The following is an 18,019-nucleotide window of genomic DNA, read 5'->3' on the forward strand; positions in this document are numbered from 1 at the left end:
ATGAACATAAACCAGATGCATCTTAGCCAAGCCGCAAACCTGTCCTAAAAAGCAGGACCACTTCACTGTTTGTTCACACGCGATGAGCAATTTGTTCCGTTTTTCACCATGGAGGAAGCGTGGACCGAACAGAAACCGGACTTTGGCGGTGATTCTGAAAAATGGTAGAGAGGGTTCAAAGCTGTCGTGCGGCGATGCGGAAAAAGTCGCGGTTTCAATGCAATCTGAATGTCCGATTCCCGTTGAAACTGCCCGTTACATTGCGGCTGGTGCTAACGGCAGCTTTGCGGCTTTTGAAAGCGTCCGGGTTTTCACCAAAGTGTAAACCATGGTGTCATGAAGAGGCTTTTGCGGGAAGCGAAGCATCTCTTTTCGAAATGAGGTATGTAGAGTGTTGGAAGAAGTTCAACACAAAGGAATTGCGTATGAAACGATCAATGGTGATTGCTGCGTCTCTCCTGCTGGGCACATCAGTCTTAGCATAAGGCGACGGGATTGTTCGCGACGGGGAATACCTATACCTTGAAGCGCAGCACGGAGAGGCTTGGGCGGCTCAGGACAATGACATCGACGCCAAGCTGGCCGAAATCCGGGACGCAAATGACGGCAAACCGCCAAACTTCGTTTATGTTCTGATTGATGATGTCAGCTTTGGCATTCTTGGTAATCGCGCGATGAACTATGTTACGGGCATAAATACCCCCAACATCAATGACTTTGCGGATCAGGGCATGAGCCTGATGCGGATGTACACAGAGCCATCCTGTACGCCGACCCGTACCGCCATGCTGACCGGCCGTCATCCGGTGCGTGCTGGACAGGAAGAAGTCAAGGTGGCCTTGGTGGGGGAAGGTCTTGCTGCGGAAGAAGTGACGATTGCTGAAATCTTGAAAGAAGTGGGCTATAACACTGCCCACGTCGGCAAATGGCACCAAGGCGATATCGAACAGTCTTTTCCACATAATCAGGGCTTTGACTGGGCAGCTTTCCCAGTGCACCAGCAGGTGCAGTTGTCACTTATGACGCGCGATGCGATGCAGGCCAACAACATGGTGGGGTTTGATCCTTCGGGCGAAACCAATCCTTTTGCCATCGATCAGCGCTTCCGCCCTTACGGCCTTGTGACCGGTCTTGAAGCCGAAGTCGGCGAGCAGGCGCGTGAAGTCCATATGGAGGCCGGCGAAGTCTGGACGCAAGCCAAGTACCACGAAATGAATGTGCGCTACCAACGCCAAGCCATTGAGCAACTGGACCGTCTTGCCGCAGAAGATACGCCATTCTTCATGCAATACTGGCCCCTTTATCCGTTGAACTTTGTCTACGATCAGGAACAGCAGAAATCCCGTAACGGTGGCTATATGGCCGAAAAAATGGAGCTTCTGGACGAGTGGCTGGGCGAGTTCTTTGCCGCTGTTGATGCAACTGGTAAAGCCGACAACACAATTGTTGTCCTGATGTCGGACAATGGTATCTTCAATTACTATTCTCCCAACTCGGGTATGATGGAGTTGATCTATCGTGGCGGTAAAACACAACACCTTGAGGGTGGTGTGCGCACGGACGCCTTTGTCCGCTGGCCCGGTGTCATCCCTGCTGGCAGCGCAGCAGGTGATATCATTCACGTCAGCGATCTTTTCACCACATTCGCACGGATTGCCAATGCGACCGATCACATTCCACGTGACCGGGTGATTGATGGCGTCGATCAAACTGCTTTGTTGATCGAAGGCGAAGGCAATTCGCGTCGGGACTATGTCTATGTCTACGAAGGGCCGCTGCTACGGTCGATCGTAAAGCAAGACATCAAGATGCACATGCCTGCTCCGGGATTGCCGGGGGCGGCGGCTCCGGTGTTCAACCTTTTGCGTGACCCACGCGAAATGAACCCAATCATCGGTATCGCGCTTTGGTCTGGTGCTTCGTTTCAGGACATGATGAAGCGACACATGAACATGATTGCCGAGTATCCCCATCTGCCGATCGGCAAGGGCATCCCTTATGGTGGCATCGAAAACCTGCGCCCCGAGAGCCTCGAAACGCGTGAAGTTTTTGATAGCTGGCACTAAAGATTGATTGGCCCGCAACGCTTTGGAGCGGGCCATTCTGTGAAATACACTGTTTAGAACGCCTATTGCAAAGAAAGGCTTTCAAAAACTCGCCATGTCGCTTCATTCTCGCTGATTGAACCGTGGTTCAGCTAGTGGTTTCGCTTTTTTCAAACTGTGACAAGCGGCGACCAATGTCCAAACGATCAGAAATAGAACTTCTCTGTGCTGCTGCAGGTTAGCAGCGAGCCTGAGCTCGTATCTTTTAGCTTTGGAAAACTGCCCCTTCGTTTTCCTGCTCCGCAGCAAATGCGCAAAGCCTGATCAGAAAGGTGCTCCCCCCCGCATCTCTTGCACGCGCAATACGTGATTTTTCAACGGAATCACCCGCACGCGGCAATGGAATCCGAATATTTTCGTCAACATAGGTTTGCCGCGAGTCGGAGCATAAAAAATGGGGCAGAGCCTTTGCTCTACCCCTTACTCATTTACTGGTATTGTTATCGTTAATGGGTAGGGCAAAATTTTGACGGCTTTCGTGCAAAAGTGTGCCCGTTTCAAGCGTCTCTGTATTACTATTCTATTTCAATGGTTTGCTTAAGCGCCCCGGTCATTTGGTCATAAATCAGGATTTGATTGTCATTGGTCACGATGGCCCACCAGCCTTGCCCAATCGTCATTGCGGTGGCCTCGATGCCGTCCGGCAAAGTGATCTGATCCGGCAGTGTCGGCCCATCGCCATTCAAGCGGATGACAATCAATGCAACTACGACTACAAGCCCCACAATCATGATGCCTGTTAATCCCGTAACAAGCAGGCGTAGAAACCGTAGATTGGCCGGTTCGACCGGTTCAGGAGCCTCATCCATGGCAACATCCCTTGTGACTTTTCAGATCGACCTTGACCCACCTGCGCGCCTTGATAAAGCGCTTTCGCGGGATGTACCAGTCGATGCCGCCCTGTCACGGACACGTTTGGCGCGGTTGATTGCAAATGAATGTGTCACCGTGAATGGGGTGACGATTGTCGATCCCAAGGCCAAAGTGAAAGAGGGCGATGACATCGTCATCACCGTGCCTGTGGCAGACGAAAGCCACATTGGTCCAGAGGATATCCCACTGGACGTGGTGTTTGAGGATGACGATCTGATCGTGATCAACAAACCCGTCGGTATGGTTGTGCATCCCGCGCCCGGCACGCCCAATGGGACCTTGGTCAATGCCCTGCTGCATCATTGTGGTGATACGCTGTCTGGGGTTGGTGGCGTGCAGCGTCCGGGCATTGTGCATCGCATTGACAAGGAAACCAGCGGTCTTTTGGTCGTGGCCAAATCTGACAGGGCGCATCACGGATTGGCAGCCCAGTTCGAAAAACACACTGTCGAGCGGTACTATCAGGCTGTGGTCTATGGGTTGCCTGATGCGAATGATCCGCGGTTGCGTGGGGTCAAAGGCGTGAGTTTTGAGAGCGGCAACATCATGCGGATCACAACCCAGTTGGCGCGTCACAAGACCGACCGCCAGAAACAGGCCGTATTGTTTCACGGGGGGCGTCACGCCGTCACACGATCCAGAATTGTCGAAACCTTTGGAACACCCGAGGTCGTCTCTCTGATTGAATGCTGGCTAGAGACGGGGCGCACCCATCAAATTCGGGTGCATATGGCACATGCGGGCCACGGGCTTGTCGGTGATCCCGTATATGGCGGGCGGCGCAAGCTGTCGGAAAAGGCCATTGGACCTGCGGGTGTTGCGGCGACCAAGACATTCCCGCGTCAGGCTCTGCACGCGGCTGTTTTGGGGTTTGTGCATCCGGTTTCGGGCGACAATATGCGCTTTGAGGCCCCGATTCCTGCGGATATGGCCGACTTGATTGCCATTTTGCGCAAAGGTCCAGCCCAACAATAACAGCTTGTGGGTTACATAGGAAATCTGCGAAATTTGAATGCCCCAGTTGATTGATCTTTGTCCGCCGTTGGCGCGCTGCCGAGCGTGCTAAAGCGCTGGCAACGGACGATTAAAAACGGTTGGTAAGTGTTTCCATTTCGGACACTCCGCAGTTTATCGTTTGCGCCTAATTCCCAGCGTTTGTCAGTCAACCTTGAGGACGATCTTGCCTGTGTGCGCCTTGTCGCCAAAGGCGATTTGCGCCGCATGTAAGTCTTTGAGCGCAAATACCTCCGCGACCAACGGTTTGATCTCGGATTGCTCTATGCGCTCAATTAGGTTGCCAAAGACTTCTGGTTCCAAAATGGTGCAGCCGAAGAAGCTGAGATCTTTTAGATAAAGCGTGCGCACATCCAGTTCCACCATTGGGCCACCGATGGCACCTGCGACGGCATATCGGCCACCAGGGCGCAATACATCAAGTAGGGACGGCCAGTTGGATCCTGCGACCAAGTCCACCACCACGTCGATGCTGCCTCGACCTAATTCGGAGACAAGATCAGCATCGCGTGGCAATGTCCGGTCCGCACCGAGGTCTAGTAACGTGTCCATCTTGGCAGAACTGGTGATCGCGATCACCTTTGCGCCTCGGGCGCGTGCCAACTGGACAGCAGCCGAACCTACGCCACCCGACGCGCCTGTCACCAAAACGGTTTCTCGGGGTTTCAAGTTGGCACGCGTCAGCATGTTTTCAGCCGTTGAATAGGAACATGGGAATGACGCCAGTTCGATATCTGTTAACTCGCTTTTGACTGTGAATGCATGGCGCGTGTCGACACGTGTAAATTGGGCAAAACCTCCATCGCACTCTGAGCCAAAATACCAAGGCGGGTTTTGGGTCATACCATCAGCAACACGGATGCAGGGCTCGATCAAAACCCTCTCGCCGATACGATGGGGGGCGACCTCAGTTCCAACAGAAACGATCTCGCCGCATACATCTGCCCCTTGAACGCGGGGAAATTCCAACGGTTTGCCAGACCATGAGGCATCCGCATCTTGGGCGTCGCCCTTGGAATACCAAGCCGTGCGCGTATTGATGTCCGTGTTATTCACCCCAGCGGCAGTCACGCGGATAATGACATCACGCGGGCCAGGTGAGGGAACAGGCAGGTCATGGCGCATTTCAAGCGTCTCGGGTCCGCCATGGCCGGTCAAAACAATGCCGCTCATCAAGTCGGGAAGGGTCATGTGAGTATCCAGTAGAATGTTTCCTCTACTTGCATGGGTAGAATAAACCCTCTACTTCGTCAAGTATGAACAATATGATGATCAAGATCGCAGGTGGTTTGGAGACGGCCTTTGCGGCGCGGGGCTTTACCGAACCCAGCGTTGAAGAGTTGCGCGACGCTGCAGGTGTTAGCCTGCGTACTCTTTATAAATACGCTCCGTCGCGTGATGACATGGTGCGACTGGCGCTGGAATATCGGCACCAACGGTATTTGTCGCATGTGTTTGGCGACCCTCTTGATGCCGGGATGCAGGGCGTGAACGACACCCTCGACCGTGTTGCCGACTGGATGCGGACCGAAGCAAGCCACGGGTGTTTGTTTCATGCAGCCGTGGTCTCGGCCCCGAACGACTCTTGCCTTCGTGGGTTGTTGGAACGGCACAAGGCAGAAGTTTCACAGCTGGCCGCAACAAAGGCGGGGACCGATGTGAGTACCAGTGACCTTTTGGTAATCATTGAGGGCCTGACTCAAGCTTGGCCCTTGTCCAAGGAGGATGCATTAACCAGTGCCAAGCGGCTTGCACATTTGGCCGAGGCCGCATCGGCAGAACCCGAGCCGAGACAAGATCGCCATCAGACCAATCGAAGCATCTGACACATAGGGCTGTTTCCGACCGTGCTCTGCGTGCTGGTCAAAATACCTATTTCATGCACTTGGGCAGTGCTGGCCCTGCAAAAACGCAATCCATCGGCCAGAAATAGCCAAAGGGCTGGCAATTGGCGGCAAACTATGTGGCTATTCACGGCGGCGCGTGTTCATATTTGTTTAAAGATTTTGAGGCAGAGGTTCTTGAAAACCCGTTAGCGCTCACCTATCTGGATGTTAAGCCCTGTTACATTGGAGGGGGACAAAATGAGCAACTATGCAAATCTACCGGCACCGACACCCGAAGGCGGCTTAAACCGCTATATGCAAGAAATCCGTAAATTTCCGCTCTTGGAGCCGGAAGAAGAATACATGCTGGCCAAAGCGTGGGTCGAAAAAGAAGACACCGCCGCGGCGCACCGAATGGTCACATCGCACCTGCGCTTGGCCGCGAAGATTGCCATGGGGTACCGTGGTTATGGCTTGCCCCAAGCCGAGGTGATCTCGGAAGCGAACGTGGGCTTGATGCAGGCGGTCAAACGCTTTGATCCTGAAAAGGGCTTCCGCTTGGCGACCTATGCCATGTGGTGGATCCGCGCGAGCATTCAGGAATATGTCCTGCGATCGTGGTCTATGGTCAAGCTGGGCACGACTTCCGGCCAAAAGAAGCTGTTCTTCAATCTGCGCAAGGCCAAAGCCAAAATAGGCGCGTTGGAAGAGGGCGATCTGCGTCCGGAAAACGTCAAACGAATTGCCACAGACCTTGGTGTGACCGAGGCCGAGGTGATCTCTATGAACCGCCGGATGAGTGGTGGAGATGCATCGTTGAATGCTCAGGTCGGGTCCGAGGGCGAAGGCACCATGGAGTGGCAGGATTGGCTCGAGGATACCGACGCGGACCAAGCTGGTGACTATGAAGCGCGCGACGAGCTTGAGGCACGTCGAGAGCTGTTGGCGACAGCCATGGATGCGTTGAATGACCGAGAAAAAGACATTCTGACCCAGCGGCGCCTGTCTGAAAAGGCAGTGACCCTTGAAGAGTTGAGCGGTCAATATGATGTCAGCCGCGAGCGCATCCGCCAGATCGAGGTGCGCGCGTTTGAAAAGCTGCAGAAACGGATGCGTGAACTGGCATCTGCCAAAGGTATGCTGAGCGCAGACTAAGTTTCGGACCAGAACAGGCCCGCCTCTGATGTTCGGGGCGGGTTTTTTTGTGGACTATCCCCAGCGGTGTTCATGCGTTGCGGTTTGGCGCAAGGGTGCTAGGCTTGGTCCAGCAAGGAGACCCCGGATGGCAGGCGGATGGGCTAAAGACGGCGCAGTAAGCGAACAGATCGAAGCCTCGATCAGTGATGAACTGGCAAGGATGAAGGCGCGCAAGGCCCCCATCGGGGCCAGCCTGCGGTATTGTGCAGAATGCGAAGAAGAAATTCCCGAGGCTCGGCGCGTCGCCTTGCCGGGTGTGAAACTGTGTATCGATTGCGTGCAAGAACGCGATGCGGCCTTTAAAGCCCGCGCAGGTATCAACCGGCGTGGATCAAAGGACAGCCAGTTGAAGTGAGCGGCGCAGACCAATCTTGAGGCCGTTGGGCGACAAGGTTGATGTGCCTGCACAATTTGGCAGTAGACAGATGGCGTGTTTTGCGGCGGCAAAGTTGGCGTTGCTAAGGCCCCTTTAGGTAGGTTAACAGGATGCCAACATCGGGCGGATCCTGCGCCTGAGACTTAGAAAGCCCGAAAGTCCTATGTCTGATCCAAGTATGAAGGTGGTGTTGGTGACACCTGAAATTCCGTTTAACACCGGTGCGATCGGGCGGACGTGCGTGGCGCTAAATCTAGAGCTGATCCTGATAAAACCTTATGGTTTCTCGCTGGATGAAAAATCGGTGCGACGGGCCGGAACAGATTACTGGAAGCATGTCCATCTGACCGAATATGACAGCTGGCAGAGCTTCCTAGATGCCAGAAAACCATCGCGCGAGAGCCTGTATTTCTTTGAGGAACATGGCGCGCAGACTGTGTATGATCCCGAGTATAAACAGGATGCATTTTTGGTTTTCGGGTGTGAATCCAAAGGGCTGCCAGATTCAATATTGGATGGCAACGAAGATCGCATATTTGGCCTGCCTATGCTCAATCCCCTTGTCCGGTCATTGAACCTCGCGAATGTCGCCACGGCGGTGATCTATCAGGCTATGCGGCCTCAGCTTGGCGGTTGAACTCCGCGATTATCGTTTTGGGGCTGTGTATAGCGGGTGAATAGGCGGGCCCAAAAGGCCCGCCCGCTGGCGTGATTTAGTCTTCCATCGCTTCTAGTTCGTCGATCATGTTGGAAATCATCGACAGACCTTTGTCCCAAAATTTGGGGTCAGAGGCATCCAGACCAAAGGGCGCCAAAAGCTCTTTGTGGTGTTTGGACCCGCCCGCCTTGAGCATATCAAAGTACTTTTCTTCAAAGCCCTCGTCGCCTTCGGCATAGACCGCATAGAGCGCGTTCACCAAGCCGTCGCCAAACGCATAGGCATAGACATAGAATGGCGAGTGCACAAAGTGCGGGATATAGGCCCAGAAGGTCTCGTAGCCGTCCATATATTCAAACGCTTCCCCAAGGCTTTCGGCTTGGACCGACATCCACAGGGCGTTGATGTCATCAGGTGTCAATTCGCCTTCGCGCCGCGCCGCATGCAGTTTGCATTCAAAGTCATAAAACGCGATTTGGCGCACAACCGTGTTGATCATGTCTTCGACTTTGCCTGCCAGCAAGATTTTGCGCTGTTCTTGGGTTTCGGCCTTTTCCAGCATCTTGCGGAAGGTCAGCATTTCGCCAAACACCGATGCGGTTTCCGCCAACGTCAGGGGGGTCGATGACAGCATCTCGCCTTGCTCTGCGGCCAGCACTTGATGCACACCGTGACCCAGTTCGTGGGCCAAGGTCATCACGTCGCGCGGTTTGCCCAAATAGTTCAGCATCACATAGGGGTGCACGTCGGTGACCGTCGGGTGGGCAAACGCACCGGGGGCCTTGCCAGGCTTGACGCCTGCATCAATCCAACCTTTGTCAAAGAAGGGTTGCGCGATCTCGGCCATGCGTGGATCAAAGGCGGCATAGGCCTCCATCACCGTGTCTTGGGCTTGGTCCCAATCGACGATTTGGGTGTCTTCCATCGGCAGCGGGGCATTGCGATCCCAGACCTGCATCACGTCCAGCCCCAGCCACTTGCGCTTGAGCTCGTAATAGCGATGCGACAGTTTGGGATAGGCCGCAACCACGGCATTGCGCAGCGCCTCGACCACTTCGGGCTCTACATCGTTGGACAGGTGGCGCCCAGTTTGGGCGGTCGGCATGCCACGCCAGCGGTCGATGACCTCTTTTTCCTTGGCGGATGTATTGTGCACGCGGGCAAAGGTTTTCACATTTTCGGCAAACACACGGGCCAATTCACGCGCGGCCAACTCGCGTTTGGCGCGGTCTTGATCCGTGAGATAGTTCAACGTGGCTTCGATGTTGAGCTCTTGACCTTCCATGTCAAAGGTCAGACCGGCGATGGTTTCATCAAACAGGCGTTCCCATGCGTCGCCAACAACCCCAAGATCATGCAGGAACTTTTCCAGCTCGTCAGACAGCTGATAAGGTTTCATCGCACGAATGCGATCAAACACTGGCTTGTACCGCGCCAAATCCGCATTCTGGTCAAACGCCCCATCCAACGCATCATCTTCCAGCCGGTTCAATTCCAACGTGAAGAACACCAAGGGGGTTGTGAAATCTGTCAGCTTTTCCTGACAGTTGGACATGAATTGCGCGCGTTCAGCATCGGTGGTCAGCTGATAATACCGCAATCCTGCATATGACATGATCCGGCCCGAAATTGCGCTGATTTTTTCGTTGCGCAGCACACAGGTCAACAATCCGTCTGCATCAAGAGTTGCCAGCTTGCCTTCGTAATCGGCTGCAAACGCGGCGCACTCTTTCTCGAGCCACTCCAGGTCGCGCTCAAGCTCGGGGGCGGTGGGCGATGTATAGAGATCGCTCAGGTCCCATTCTGGCAGGTTGCCAAGGTCGTCAGAGCCATGGCTGGCGTTGGCATCAAGAACAGGAAAAGGAAAGTCGCGCATAAGAGGCACCTTTGTTGAATTCATTTGTTGCATGACAGATAGGCGCAGCTTGCGGGGGTGTTCAAGGGCTGCTTGTGCTCAAGGGTCAAAGCAGTAGGGTGCAACGGGCAATGAGAGGGAAGTTTTATGCGTTTTTTGAGGTATGGCGAGATAGGATCCGAGAAACCCGGCGTGATGGATGCAATGGGTGCAATTCGGGATTTGTCATCCATTATTGATGATTTCACGCCTGATGTGCTTCAGAATTTACCGGATGTGGACCCTGCAGGTTTGCCTCTGGTTGAGGGGACACCACGCATTGGGGTGCCCGTCGCGCACGTCGGAAAATTTGTCTGTATTGGCCTGAATTACTCTGATCATGCCGAGGAAGCGGGCATGGCCATTCCCACTGAACCCATTGTGTTTATGAAAGCCACAAGCGCCATTGTCGGTCCGAATGATCCGGTGGTCTTACCACGGGGATCAGTCAAAGGAGATTGGGAGGTCGAGTTGGGCGTCGTGATCGGCAAACCCGCCAAATACGTCAGCGAGGCCGATGCTTTGGATCATGTTGCGGGGTATTGCATTGCCCACGATGTGTCCGAGCGCGAATTTCAGATTGAGAGGGGTGGCAATTGGACCAAAGGAAAAAGTTGTGACAGCTTTGGGCCATTGGGGCCTTGGCTTGTGACACCGGATGAAATCAGCGACCCGCAAAACCTTGACTTGTCTCTGGACCTGAACGGTACGCGGATGCAAACCGGAAACACACGCGCAATGGTGTTTTCTGTGGCGCAGATCATTTCGTATCTGTCACAGATGATGAGCCTGCAACCGGGGGATGTCATTGCCACCGGAACACCGCCCGGCGTCGGCATGGGGATGACGCCGCCGCGCTATCTCAGGGCAGGTGACAGGCTTGACTTGTCGGTTCAGGGGTTGGGCCGTCAATCACAGACAGTTTTACAAGACAGCGATGCGTAATCTGGCCTAAGCAGTTTTGCTCTTTTGATCCGCCGTCTCACGATGCGAGTCAAAAAATGCCGCACATTCTGCGAACACTTGGTCTCGGGTCTCGGGGACTTCCATCATGACCTCGTGTTCGGCATGTTCCAGAAGGCGCAATGAGCCGTTGGGCCAGCTTGCCATCCTGTCGTGAATAGATGTCGGATCAACAATGCGCTCTTGGTCGCCCAAAAAGGTGACACAAGGCACGTTTGGCGCTGGTTGTCGTGCCAGTTCTTTCATCTCGCCAAGGGCCTCGTGCAGCCAATGCATGCTCGGGCCGCCCAGTGCCAAATCAGGATAGCTGCGCACTTGATCCTGCATATAGCGAAACATCTCGGGATCTTTGGTCAGTGTGTTACCTTCAAAAGGTTCCGCGAGCACATAGGTTTTTTGTTTGGTGCCCGGCGCATATTGATGCCCAAGGCCGGCACGTTTGCTGACCCATCCCAACGCCCACGCCGCAGGGCGCAGCACAGACGACATCAGAATGCCCCACATCGGTGCGCTAAAGACCGCGGCATTTACAGGCAGCCCCGACATCACAGCACGCAAGCCAATACACCCCCCCATTGAATGACCAATAAGGAAATAGGGTTTCGGAAGATCAAGCTCTTGAGCGGCCCGCAAGGCGGCGGCCACATCTTTTTGGTAGTCGTCGAATGTGCCGACATGCCCTGTGCTTGGATCGGTCAAAAATCGATCGGCAAGCCCCTGACCTCGCCAGTCAATTGCCAGAACGCTATAGCCGTGTTGGCCGAATGACTCGGCCGCACGCCCATATTTTTCGACAAATTCGGTGCGCCCTGGAAAAAGCAGGATAGTGCCTTTTTCGGAGGGCGCACGCCAATGCGCAATACGAATGCGCACCCCGTCCAGTGTCTCAAGCCAATGGGCCTCTGCCGACTCTGGCCCTTCGGCCACGTCGTGATAGAATGGAGCAGGGTGCATCATCATTCAGGCAAGCACTGAACCTAGTTTCATAGCCATACCCATGTCGCCGTCGACGCTGAGTTTGCCAGTCATAAAGGCCGCTGTGGGGTTTGTGTCGCCTTCAAGGATAGATTGGAAGGTCTCGGCGTCTGCAGTAAGTGTCACGTCGGTCTCTTCATCAGACGCGCGCACGCCGTCTGCGTCGATGACAATGCCACCTTCGCCTTCGATCATAAATTTGGCAGAGCCGTCGAACGCAGCACCGGTCAGTTTTTCAGTCAAAGCAGCTACAGCAGCAGTTACGATATCGCTCATGATTTTTTGATCCTTCGATTGAAGCGCGCCTCTGGTAAATTGTGTCGCGCAGACTAATATCAATAGAGTTATGGCTGTCTTAAATTCTTTTCTCAAACATACCGTCGCGGCAGCTTTTGCTGCAACCGTATTTTTGTGTCCAATTGCTGTAAGTGCACAAAATTCCGATGTGTCGGTGTTGATGGCCCAGCTCAGAGACGCTGATCCCGTGGATGCACAGCGGATTGCAAAAGAAATTCAACTTGAATGGGATCAATCTGGGTCTGCGTCGGCTGATTTCTTACTCAAGCGTGGACGAGACGCGTTAAGACGCGGTGATACAGAGGCCGCTTTGGATCACTTGACGGCTTTGGTCGATCATGCGCCGATGTTTGCCGAGGGCTGGGTTGCGCGCGCGGCAGCTTATTTCCAGGCTGATATGTATGGCCCTGCCGTGCATGATCTTGAACAGGCGCTGGCGCTGAACCCCACCCATTTTGAGGCGATCATTGGTCTGGCCCTGATTTTTGAAGTGATCGATCGTCCGCAAGAGGCTTATGAGGCCTACCAGCAGGTCAAGGCTATACATCCGCACCACGCAGACGTAACAGAGGGTCTGCAACGACTCGAGCCATTGGTCAAAGGCCAAGCGCTCTAAGGAGATGGGTGGCAAGATGTCTGGACAGGGGCGGATCACCGCGGTTTTGGGGCCGACAAATACCGGAAAAACCCATTATGCCATCGAGCGTATGCTTGGCTATCGTACTGGTATTATTGGATTGCCCCTGCGTTTGCTGGCCCGAGAGGTCTATGACCGAATTGTCGCTATACGCGGACCGTCCGTTGTTGCGCTGGTCACCGGAGAAGAGCGTATTCTGCCGCCGCGGGCCCAATATTGGGTTTGCACCGTAGAGGCCATGCCCGAAGGCATGGGCTGTGATTTTCTGGCAATTGACGAAATTCAGCTGTGTGCGGACCCCGAGCGTGGGCACGTGTTTACCGACCGATTGCTGCGGTCGCGCGGGGCACAGGAAACCCTGTTTCTCGGCAGCGATACGATGCGTGGGACAATTTCTGCGCTCGTGCCGGGCGTTGATTTTGTGCACCGCGACCGCATGTCGACACTGTCATATTCGGGGCCACGCAAGCTGAGCCGGATGCAGCCGCGTTCTGCGATTGTCGGATTTTCCGTGGACAACGTATATGCGATTGCCGAACTGTTGCGCCGCCAAAAGGGCGGGGCCGCCGTGGTCATGGGCGCGCTAAGCCCGCGCACGCGCAACGCGCAGGTCGAGCTGTATCAAAATGGCGATGTGGATTTTCTGGTGGCCACCGATGCCATTGGGATGGGGTTGAATTTGGATATTGACCACGTCGCCTTTTCTTCGACGGTCAAATTCGACGGGCGACGTATGCGTCAGCTTGCACCAAACGAGCTGGCACAGATCGCAGGGCGCGCTGGTCGGGGGATGAGCCACGGGACGTTTGGTGTCACGGGCGAAGCGTCGTCGATGACTGATGATGTTGCCCAAGCGATTATGGATCACCGGTTTACGCCCATCAAAAAGCTGAACTGGCGCAATGCGGGCCTGCAATTTGGCACGATCGAGTCATTGATCCGATCGCTTGAGGCACCGTCGAACGACGAGATGCTGATTAAGGCCCGCGAGGCTGATGACCTTATGGCGCTCAAGACGATGTCCCAAGAGGCGGAAATTCGCGCACGCGCAAGCGACCCCAAGTCGGTCCGTCTGCTGTGGGATGTGTGTCGTATTCCGGATTTTCGCGGGATCAGCCATGCCGAGCACGCGAATCTTATTTCTGGAATTTATGGGTATTTGCATCAATCAGGGCACATTCCCGACGATTGGATGGCGCGACAGGTCAAAAGGCTGGATCGTGCAGAAGGTGATATTGACACTTTGTCCAAGCGTCTCGCATACATTCGGACGTGGACATATGTTTCTCAGCGAAACGGGTGGGTTCATGACGAAAAGCATTGGCGCGGGGAGACGCGCGCTGTAGAAGATCGTCTGTCGGATGTGCTTCATGCAAAGCTGACGGAAAAATTCGTGGACCGGCGCACCTCGGTATTGCTGCGCCGGCTCAAACAAAAGGAGGCCCTTTTGGCCGAAGTGAATGACAAAGGTGAAGTGACCGTCGAAGGAGAATTCGTTGGTCGCCTAGAAGGGTTCCGTTTTATCGCGGACAAAGATGCAACTGGACAAGAAGCCAAAACGCTCAAGCAAGCAAGCTTGCAAGCCTTGGCACCGCATTTTCATCTGCGGGCTGACCGGTTTTACAATGCACCGGATACTGAGATCGATTTTACCGAACAGGGCGGCCTGATGTGGGGCGAGCATGCTGTTGGTAAATTGGTGGCCGGGGCCGAGCCCATGCGCCCAATGGTCGACGTGTTCGTAGACGAAGAGGCAGGCCCAGAGGTTCTTCAAAAAGTGCAGCGCCGATTGCAGCACTTTATTGACCGCAAGGTTGCTGCGCTGTTTGAACCACTGCACAATTTGTCAAACGACGAAGAGCTGAGTGGGCTTGCGCGTGGTTTTGCATTCCGCATGGTCGAATCTTTGGGTATTCTTCCGCGTGGCGATGTGGCCAACGAAGTCAAAGAGCTTGACCAAGACGCGCGCGGCGCATTGCGCAAGCACGGTATTCGTTTTGGCCAGTTCACTATCTTTATGCCTTTGTTGCTCAAACCCGCCCCGACGCGCTTGCGTTTGGTGCTGTGGTCACTGGCCAACGGCTTGCAGGAATTCCCTGAATCGCCGCCCCCCGGTCTGGTGACCGTACCTGCGGGCAAAGGATTGCCGCAAGGCTATCACGCGATGGCCGGATACCGCGCCGCAGGCGAGCGCGCTGTGCGGATTGATATGTTGGAGCGTCTAGCAGATATGTTGCGGACCGAAGACAGTCGCGGCGGTTTCGAAGCCAAAGCAGACATGTTGTCGATTACCGGCATGACGCTTGAGCAGTTTGCGGACCTTATGGCTGGGCTTGGCTATAAGGCCGAAAAAGGCGAACGTGTTAAGGTCAAAGCGGCGGCCGACGCGCCGGTTGTAGCGGAAGAGACTGCGGCTGACTCGGCCAACACCACCGCAGAGGACGCCGTTGCCGAACCCGCAGAACCGGTTGCCGAAGCCACGCCTGAGGGTGACGCGCCCGAAGCTGCGGCCCCGGAAATGGAAGTGTTCTATACCTTCACTTGGGGTGGAGGTCGCCAAAACAACCGCGGTCCTCGTCGTGACCAAGGTGGCCGTCGCGCCCAAGGTGATGCGCCGCGCGGCAAAGGCAAACCTGCTGGCAAGGGCAAGGGCAAAGGTCCACGCCGTGACACCGGGCCCAAACAGTTCCAATCACGCCCTCCTAAAAAGGAAAAAGCGATTGATCCGGACAACCCGTTTGCCGCAGCCCTTATGGGGCTCAAAGAAAAAGGCTAGGGCGTGAGCACACCCCTACCTAAACTGCGCCTCGACAAATGGTTGTGGCAGGCGCGGTTTTTCAAAACCCGCACATTGGCGGCCAAAGTTGTGACCGGTGGCCATGTGCGGGTGAATTCTACCAAAGTGTCCAAGGTGTCTTTTGGCGTCAGTGTCGGGGATACATTGACCTTTTTGCAGGGGCGGGATGTGCGCGTGGTCCGTATTCAGGACCTCGGGGTGCGGCGCGGGCCAGCCCAAGAGGCGCAACAGCTGTACGCGGATTTGAGCGAAGTCAAAGACAACGTTCCACGAGCCCCTAAATACGAGGGAAATGGGCGGCCAACCAAACGAGATCGGCGCAAACTCGATCTTAAACGCGCCGCTGACTTGAATGATCTGGCGGGCTGATTTAGCTAGGACGCCATAAAACGTTTAGATGAGACTCATCAATGACCTATGTCGTGACCGAAAACTGTGTGGCCTGCAAATATACCGACTGTGTAGAAGTGTGCCCTGTAGATTGCTTTTATGAAGGCGAGAACTTTCTGGTAATTCACCCGGACGAGTGCATTGATTGTGGTGTATGCGAACCAGAATGCCCCGCAGACGCCATTCGTCCCGATACAGAGCCAGATATGGAAAAATGGGTCGAGTTTAACCGCAAGTATTCCGAGCTCTGGCCAGTGATCATCACCAAGAAAGATCAACTGCCCGAAGCAGAAGAACGTGATGGTGAGACCGGAAAAATGGAGAAATATTTCTCCGAGGCACCCGGCGAAGGTGGATAACAGTGATTCGCCCTGATTTATCGGGGTGTGATCTACTGAAACTGGTCTAAATTCATGAAAAGACATGAGAAACGCGCCGTTTCTCTTTGCCCTGCTTTAATAGGGGCAATTTTTGTGTTATATTGTCGTTACAAAGAAAATAATCACATGAAGTCACCCGCGTGCCGAACGCATTGGGTGGCTTTTTGCGCCACTGGACACCCGCCCACGGGAAATACGATTTCCCGCGTGTGTGCTTTTGTCTGACTGGTCTGGATAAACGTTAGGAAAGACTGCATGAGCAAATCGAAGAAGAACGAATTTCGCCCGAACGAGTACGTTGTGTATCCGGCCCATGGCGTCGGCCAGATTGTGTCGATCGAAGAACAGGAAATTGCGGGCATCGAGCTAGAGCTTTTTGTGATTTCGTTTGAAAAAGACAAGATGACCTTGCGTGTTCCGACGCATAAGGCGACAGATATCGGCATGCGCAGCCTGAGCTCGCCGGATGTCATCAACCAAGCCATGACAACGCTTAAGGGCAAGGCCAAGGTCAAGCGCGCCATGTGGTCGCGTCGTGCGCAGGAATATGAACAAAAAATCAACTCAGGTGATTTGATTGCCATTGCCGAGGTCGTCCGCGATTTGCATCGCACGGATGACCAGCGCGAGCAAAGCTATTCCGAGCGCCAGTTGTATGAAGCGGCTCTCGAGCGTTTGACACGCGAAGTTGCTGCTGTTGCAGGCGGGGATGAAGTGGCCGCAGCGAAACAAGTGGATGATGTTTTGGTGTCTCGTGCGCCAGCTGCTGCTTAACCGCTAAACTGTTGTAAGACCTTTAAAACCGCGCCTTTCAGAGGTGCGGTTTTTTCGTTCGCCCTGTGTATGTGTTTCGCACCTAGCCGTGTTCAAGCGAGCGCTCAGGCGGTCAGGGTCAATGCGATGAGTAGACCGATTTCAACCAGTTGCTGGGTTGCACCAAGGATGTCTCCGGTTTGGCCGCCGATCTTGGCCTTGGCAATGCGTGTGACTGTCCAAACAAGTCCAAGCGCAATGATCACCAAGGCAAGGCTGGCTGTGCCCAATATCACAACAGCAAGGGCCACCGCCAGAAGCGCGGCCACTGCCGCTGTGGCAAGGCTTGGGCGACCTTGAGACTGCGAAAGGCCCGTGTTGCGCGCATGGGGCAGGGCGCACATCACGGCGGGCATGGCCGCCCGTGACAGAGTGGCCACAACCATCAGGCTCAACATCCAGTGGTCGGTGACCAAGATCATGCTAATGGCCATCCAGCGGGCGGCGAATGACAGGCACAGAGCCAATACACCATAGCTTCCGATCTGGCTGTCTTTCATGATTTCAAGGCGGCGGGAAATATCCCAGCCTCCCCAAAACCCATCAACTGTGTCAGCCAGACCGTCTTCGTGCATGGCACCCGTCAGAATCATCGAACAGGCCAGCCAAATCAATGCTGCAAAGCTGGGATCCAGACCCGCCGTCAAGGCAAGCGAGGTTGGCACAGCGGCCAGCAATGTCAGCACGACGCCAACCAAGGGATAGGCCCAAGCGGCCTTGGCGCCACGCTCGAACCGGGCTTTGATCGGCAAACGTGTCAACAACGCAAGGGCGGTCGCCAAATCCCCGGGAGCGATGAATAAACTGTCGTGCTTGGACATATC

General features: G+C 54.7%; 19 protein-coding genes. 13 read left to right on the plus strand and 6 right to left on the minus strand.

The annotated features are described in order from the left end of the window. Positions 1-142 precede the first annotated feature (142 nt). Entirely contained in the window at positions 143-325 is a 183-nt protein-coding gene (locus tag FAP39_RS11650) for a hypothetical protein (RefSeq protein ID WP_138016578.1), read from the plus strand. Between the two features lie 262 nt (positions 326-587). Beyond that, on the plus strand, positions 588-2,066 hold the full coding sequence (locus FAP39_RS11655; RefSeq protein ID WP_281280257.1) for a sulfatase-like hydrolase/transferase: 1,479 nt from the start codon (positions 588-590) through the stop codon (positions 2,064-2,066). Between the two features lie 554 nt (positions 2,067-2,620). Here the strand turns inward: FAP39_RS11655 and FAP39_RS11660 are convergent. Next, positions 2,621-2,914, minus strand: a complete 294-nt coding sequence (locus FAP39_RS11660) for a DUF6476 family protein (RefSeq protein WP_138016579.1) — start codon at positions 2,912-2,914, stop codon at positions 2,621-2,623. On the opposite strand from FAP39_RS11660, the gene FAP39_RS11665 reads away from it, so the two are divergent. Next, a complete protein-coding gene (locus tag FAP39_RS11665; RefSeq protein ID WP_138016580.1) occupies positions 2,913-3,953 on the plus strand; it encodes an RluA family pseudouridine synthase in 1,041 nt (346 codons plus the stop codon). The genes FAP39_RS11660 and FAP39_RS11665 overlap by 2 nt on opposite strands. A 183-nt stretch (positions 3,954-4,136) precedes the next feature. On the opposite strand, the gene FAP39_RS11670 is transcribed toward FAP39_RS11665, so the two are convergent. Further along, positions 4,137-5,183 carry an alcohol dehydrogenase family protein gene (locus tag FAP39_RS11670; protein ID WP_138016581.1) on the minus strand — a complete coding sequence of 349 codons (1,047 nt, stop codon included), beginning with the start codon at positions 5,181-5,183 and terminating at the stop codon, positions 4,137-4,139. Between the two features lie 74 nt (positions 5,184-5,257). On the opposite strand from FAP39_RS11670, the gene FAP39_RS11675 reads away from it, so the two are divergent. The 4 genes from FAP39_RS11675 to FAP39_RS11690 all read left to right on the plus strand — a co-directional run bounded on the left by FAP39_RS11675 (position 5,258) and on the right by FAP39_RS11690 (position 8,028). Beyond that, the gene (locus FAP39_RS11675; RefSeq protein ID WP_246059113.1) at positions 5,258-5,818 is read left to right on the plus strand and encodes a TetR/AcrR family transcriptional regulator; all 561 of its coding nucleotides are present in this window, start codon (positions 5,258-5,260) and stop codon (positions 5,816-5,818) included. Positions 5,819-6,076: 258 nt separating this feature from the next. Then, the gene (rpoH, locus tag FAP39_RS11680; protein WP_138016583.1) at positions 6,077-6,973 is read left to right on the plus strand and encodes an RNA polymerase sigma factor RpoH; all 897 of its coding nucleotides are present in this window, start codon (positions 6,077-6,079) and stop codon (positions 6,971-6,973) included. 127 nt (positions 6,974-7,100) lie between these two features. Continuing rightward, complete coding sequence (locus tag FAP39_RS11685; RefSeq protein ID WP_138016584.1) at positions 7,101-7,370, plus strand: DksA/TraR family C4-type zinc finger protein; 270 nt, start codon at positions 7,101-7,103, stop codon at positions 7,368-7,370. Between the two features lie 184 nt (positions 7,371-7,554). Continuing rightward, positions 7,555-8,028, plus strand: coding sequence for a tRNA (cytidine(34)-2'-O)-methyltransferase (locus FAP39_RS11690; protein WP_138016585.1), 474 nt, complete (start codon positions 7,555-7,557; stop codon positions 8,026-8,028). A gap of 76 nt (positions 8,029-8,104) precedes the next feature. Here FAP39_RS11690 and FAP39_RS11695 read toward each other — a convergent pair whose 3' ends face one another. Further along, the gene (locus FAP39_RS11695) at positions 8,105-9,925 is read right to left on the minus strand and encodes a M3 family oligoendopeptidase (protein ID WP_138016586.1); all 1,821 of its coding nucleotides are present in this window, start codon (positions 9,923-9,925) and stop codon (positions 8,105-8,107) included. 126 nt (positions 9,926-10,051) lie between these two features. Here FAP39_RS11695 and FAP39_RS11700 point away from each other — a divergent pair, with 126 nt between their 5' ends. Then, positions 10,052-10,888 carry a fumarylacetoacetate hydrolase family protein gene (locus tag FAP39_RS11700; RefSeq protein ID WP_138016587.1) on the plus strand — a complete coding sequence of 279 codons (837 nt, stop codon included), beginning with the start codon at positions 10,052-10,054 and terminating at the stop codon, positions 10,886-10,888. A gap of 6 nt (positions 10,889-10,894) precedes the next feature. Here FAP39_RS11700 and FAP39_RS11705 read toward each other — a convergent pair whose 3' ends face one another. Next, the gene (locus FAP39_RS11705) at positions 10,895-11,866 is read right to left on the minus strand and encodes an alpha/beta fold hydrolase (RefSeq protein ID WP_138016588.1); all 972 of its coding nucleotides are present in this window, start codon (positions 11,864-11,866) and stop codon (positions 10,895-10,897) included. After that, positions 11,867-12,157, minus strand: a complete 291-nt coding sequence (locus tag FAP39_RS11710) for an SCP2 sterol-binding domain-containing protein (protein ID WP_138016589.1) — start codon at positions 12,155-12,157, stop codon at positions 11,867-11,869. Between the two features lie 181 nt (positions 12,158-12,338). On the opposite strand from FAP39_RS11710, the gene FAP39_RS11715 reads away from it, so the two are divergent. The 5 genes from FAP39_RS11715 to FAP39_RS11735 all read left to right on the plus strand — a co-directional run bounded on the left by FAP39_RS11715 (position 12,339) and on the right by FAP39_RS11735 (position 17,156). Continuing rightward, the gene (locus tag FAP39_RS11715) at positions 12,339-12,794 is read left to right on the plus strand and encodes a tetratricopeptide repeat protein (RefSeq protein ID WP_246059115.1); all 456 of its coding nucleotides are present in this window, start codon (positions 12,339-12,341) and stop codon (positions 12,792-12,794) included. A gap of 16 nt (positions 12,795-12,810) precedes the next feature. Beyond that, positions 12,811-15,591: a helicase-related protein gene (locus tag FAP39_RS11720; RefSeq protein ID WP_138016591.1), complete on the plus strand. Its 2,781-nt coding sequence runs from the start codon at positions 12,811-12,813 to the stop codon at positions 15,589-15,591. A 3-nt stretch (positions 15,592-15,594) separates the two neighbouring features. Beyond that, positions 15,595-15,981 carry an RNA-binding S4 domain-containing protein gene (locus FAP39_RS11725; protein ID WP_138016592.1) on the plus strand — a complete coding sequence of 129 codons (387 nt, stop codon included), beginning with the start codon at positions 15,595-15,597 and terminating at the stop codon, positions 15,979-15,981. A gap of 41 nt (positions 15,982-16,022) precedes the next feature. Beyond that, positions 16,023-16,361, plus strand: coding sequence for a ferredoxin FdxA (gene fdxA / locus FAP39_RS11730; RefSeq protein WP_138016593.1), 339 nt, complete (start codon positions 16,023-16,025; stop codon positions 16,359-16,361). Positions 16,362-16,637: 276 nt separating this feature from the next. Beyond that, positions 16,638-17,156, plus strand: a complete 519-nt coding sequence (locus FAP39_RS11735; protein ID WP_138016594.1) for a CarD family transcriptional regulator — start codon at positions 16,638-16,640, stop codon at positions 17,154-17,156. Positions 17,157-17,260: 104 nt separating this feature from the next. On the opposite strand, the gene cobS is transcribed toward FAP39_RS11735, so the two are convergent. Next, complete coding sequence (cobS, locus tag FAP39_RS11740) at positions 17,261-18,016, minus strand: adenosylcobinamide-GDP ribazoletransferase (protein ID WP_138016595.1); 756 nt, start codon at positions 18,014-18,016, stop codon at positions 17,261-17,263. Positions 18,017-18,019 lie beyond the last annotated feature (3 nt).

The sequence above is a fragment of the Shimia litoralis genome (assembly GCF_005518135.1).
GTDB classification, from domain to species: domain Bacteria; phylum Pseudomonadota; class Alphaproteobacteria; order Rhodobacterales; family Rhodobacteraceae; genus Shimia_E; species Shimia_E litoralis.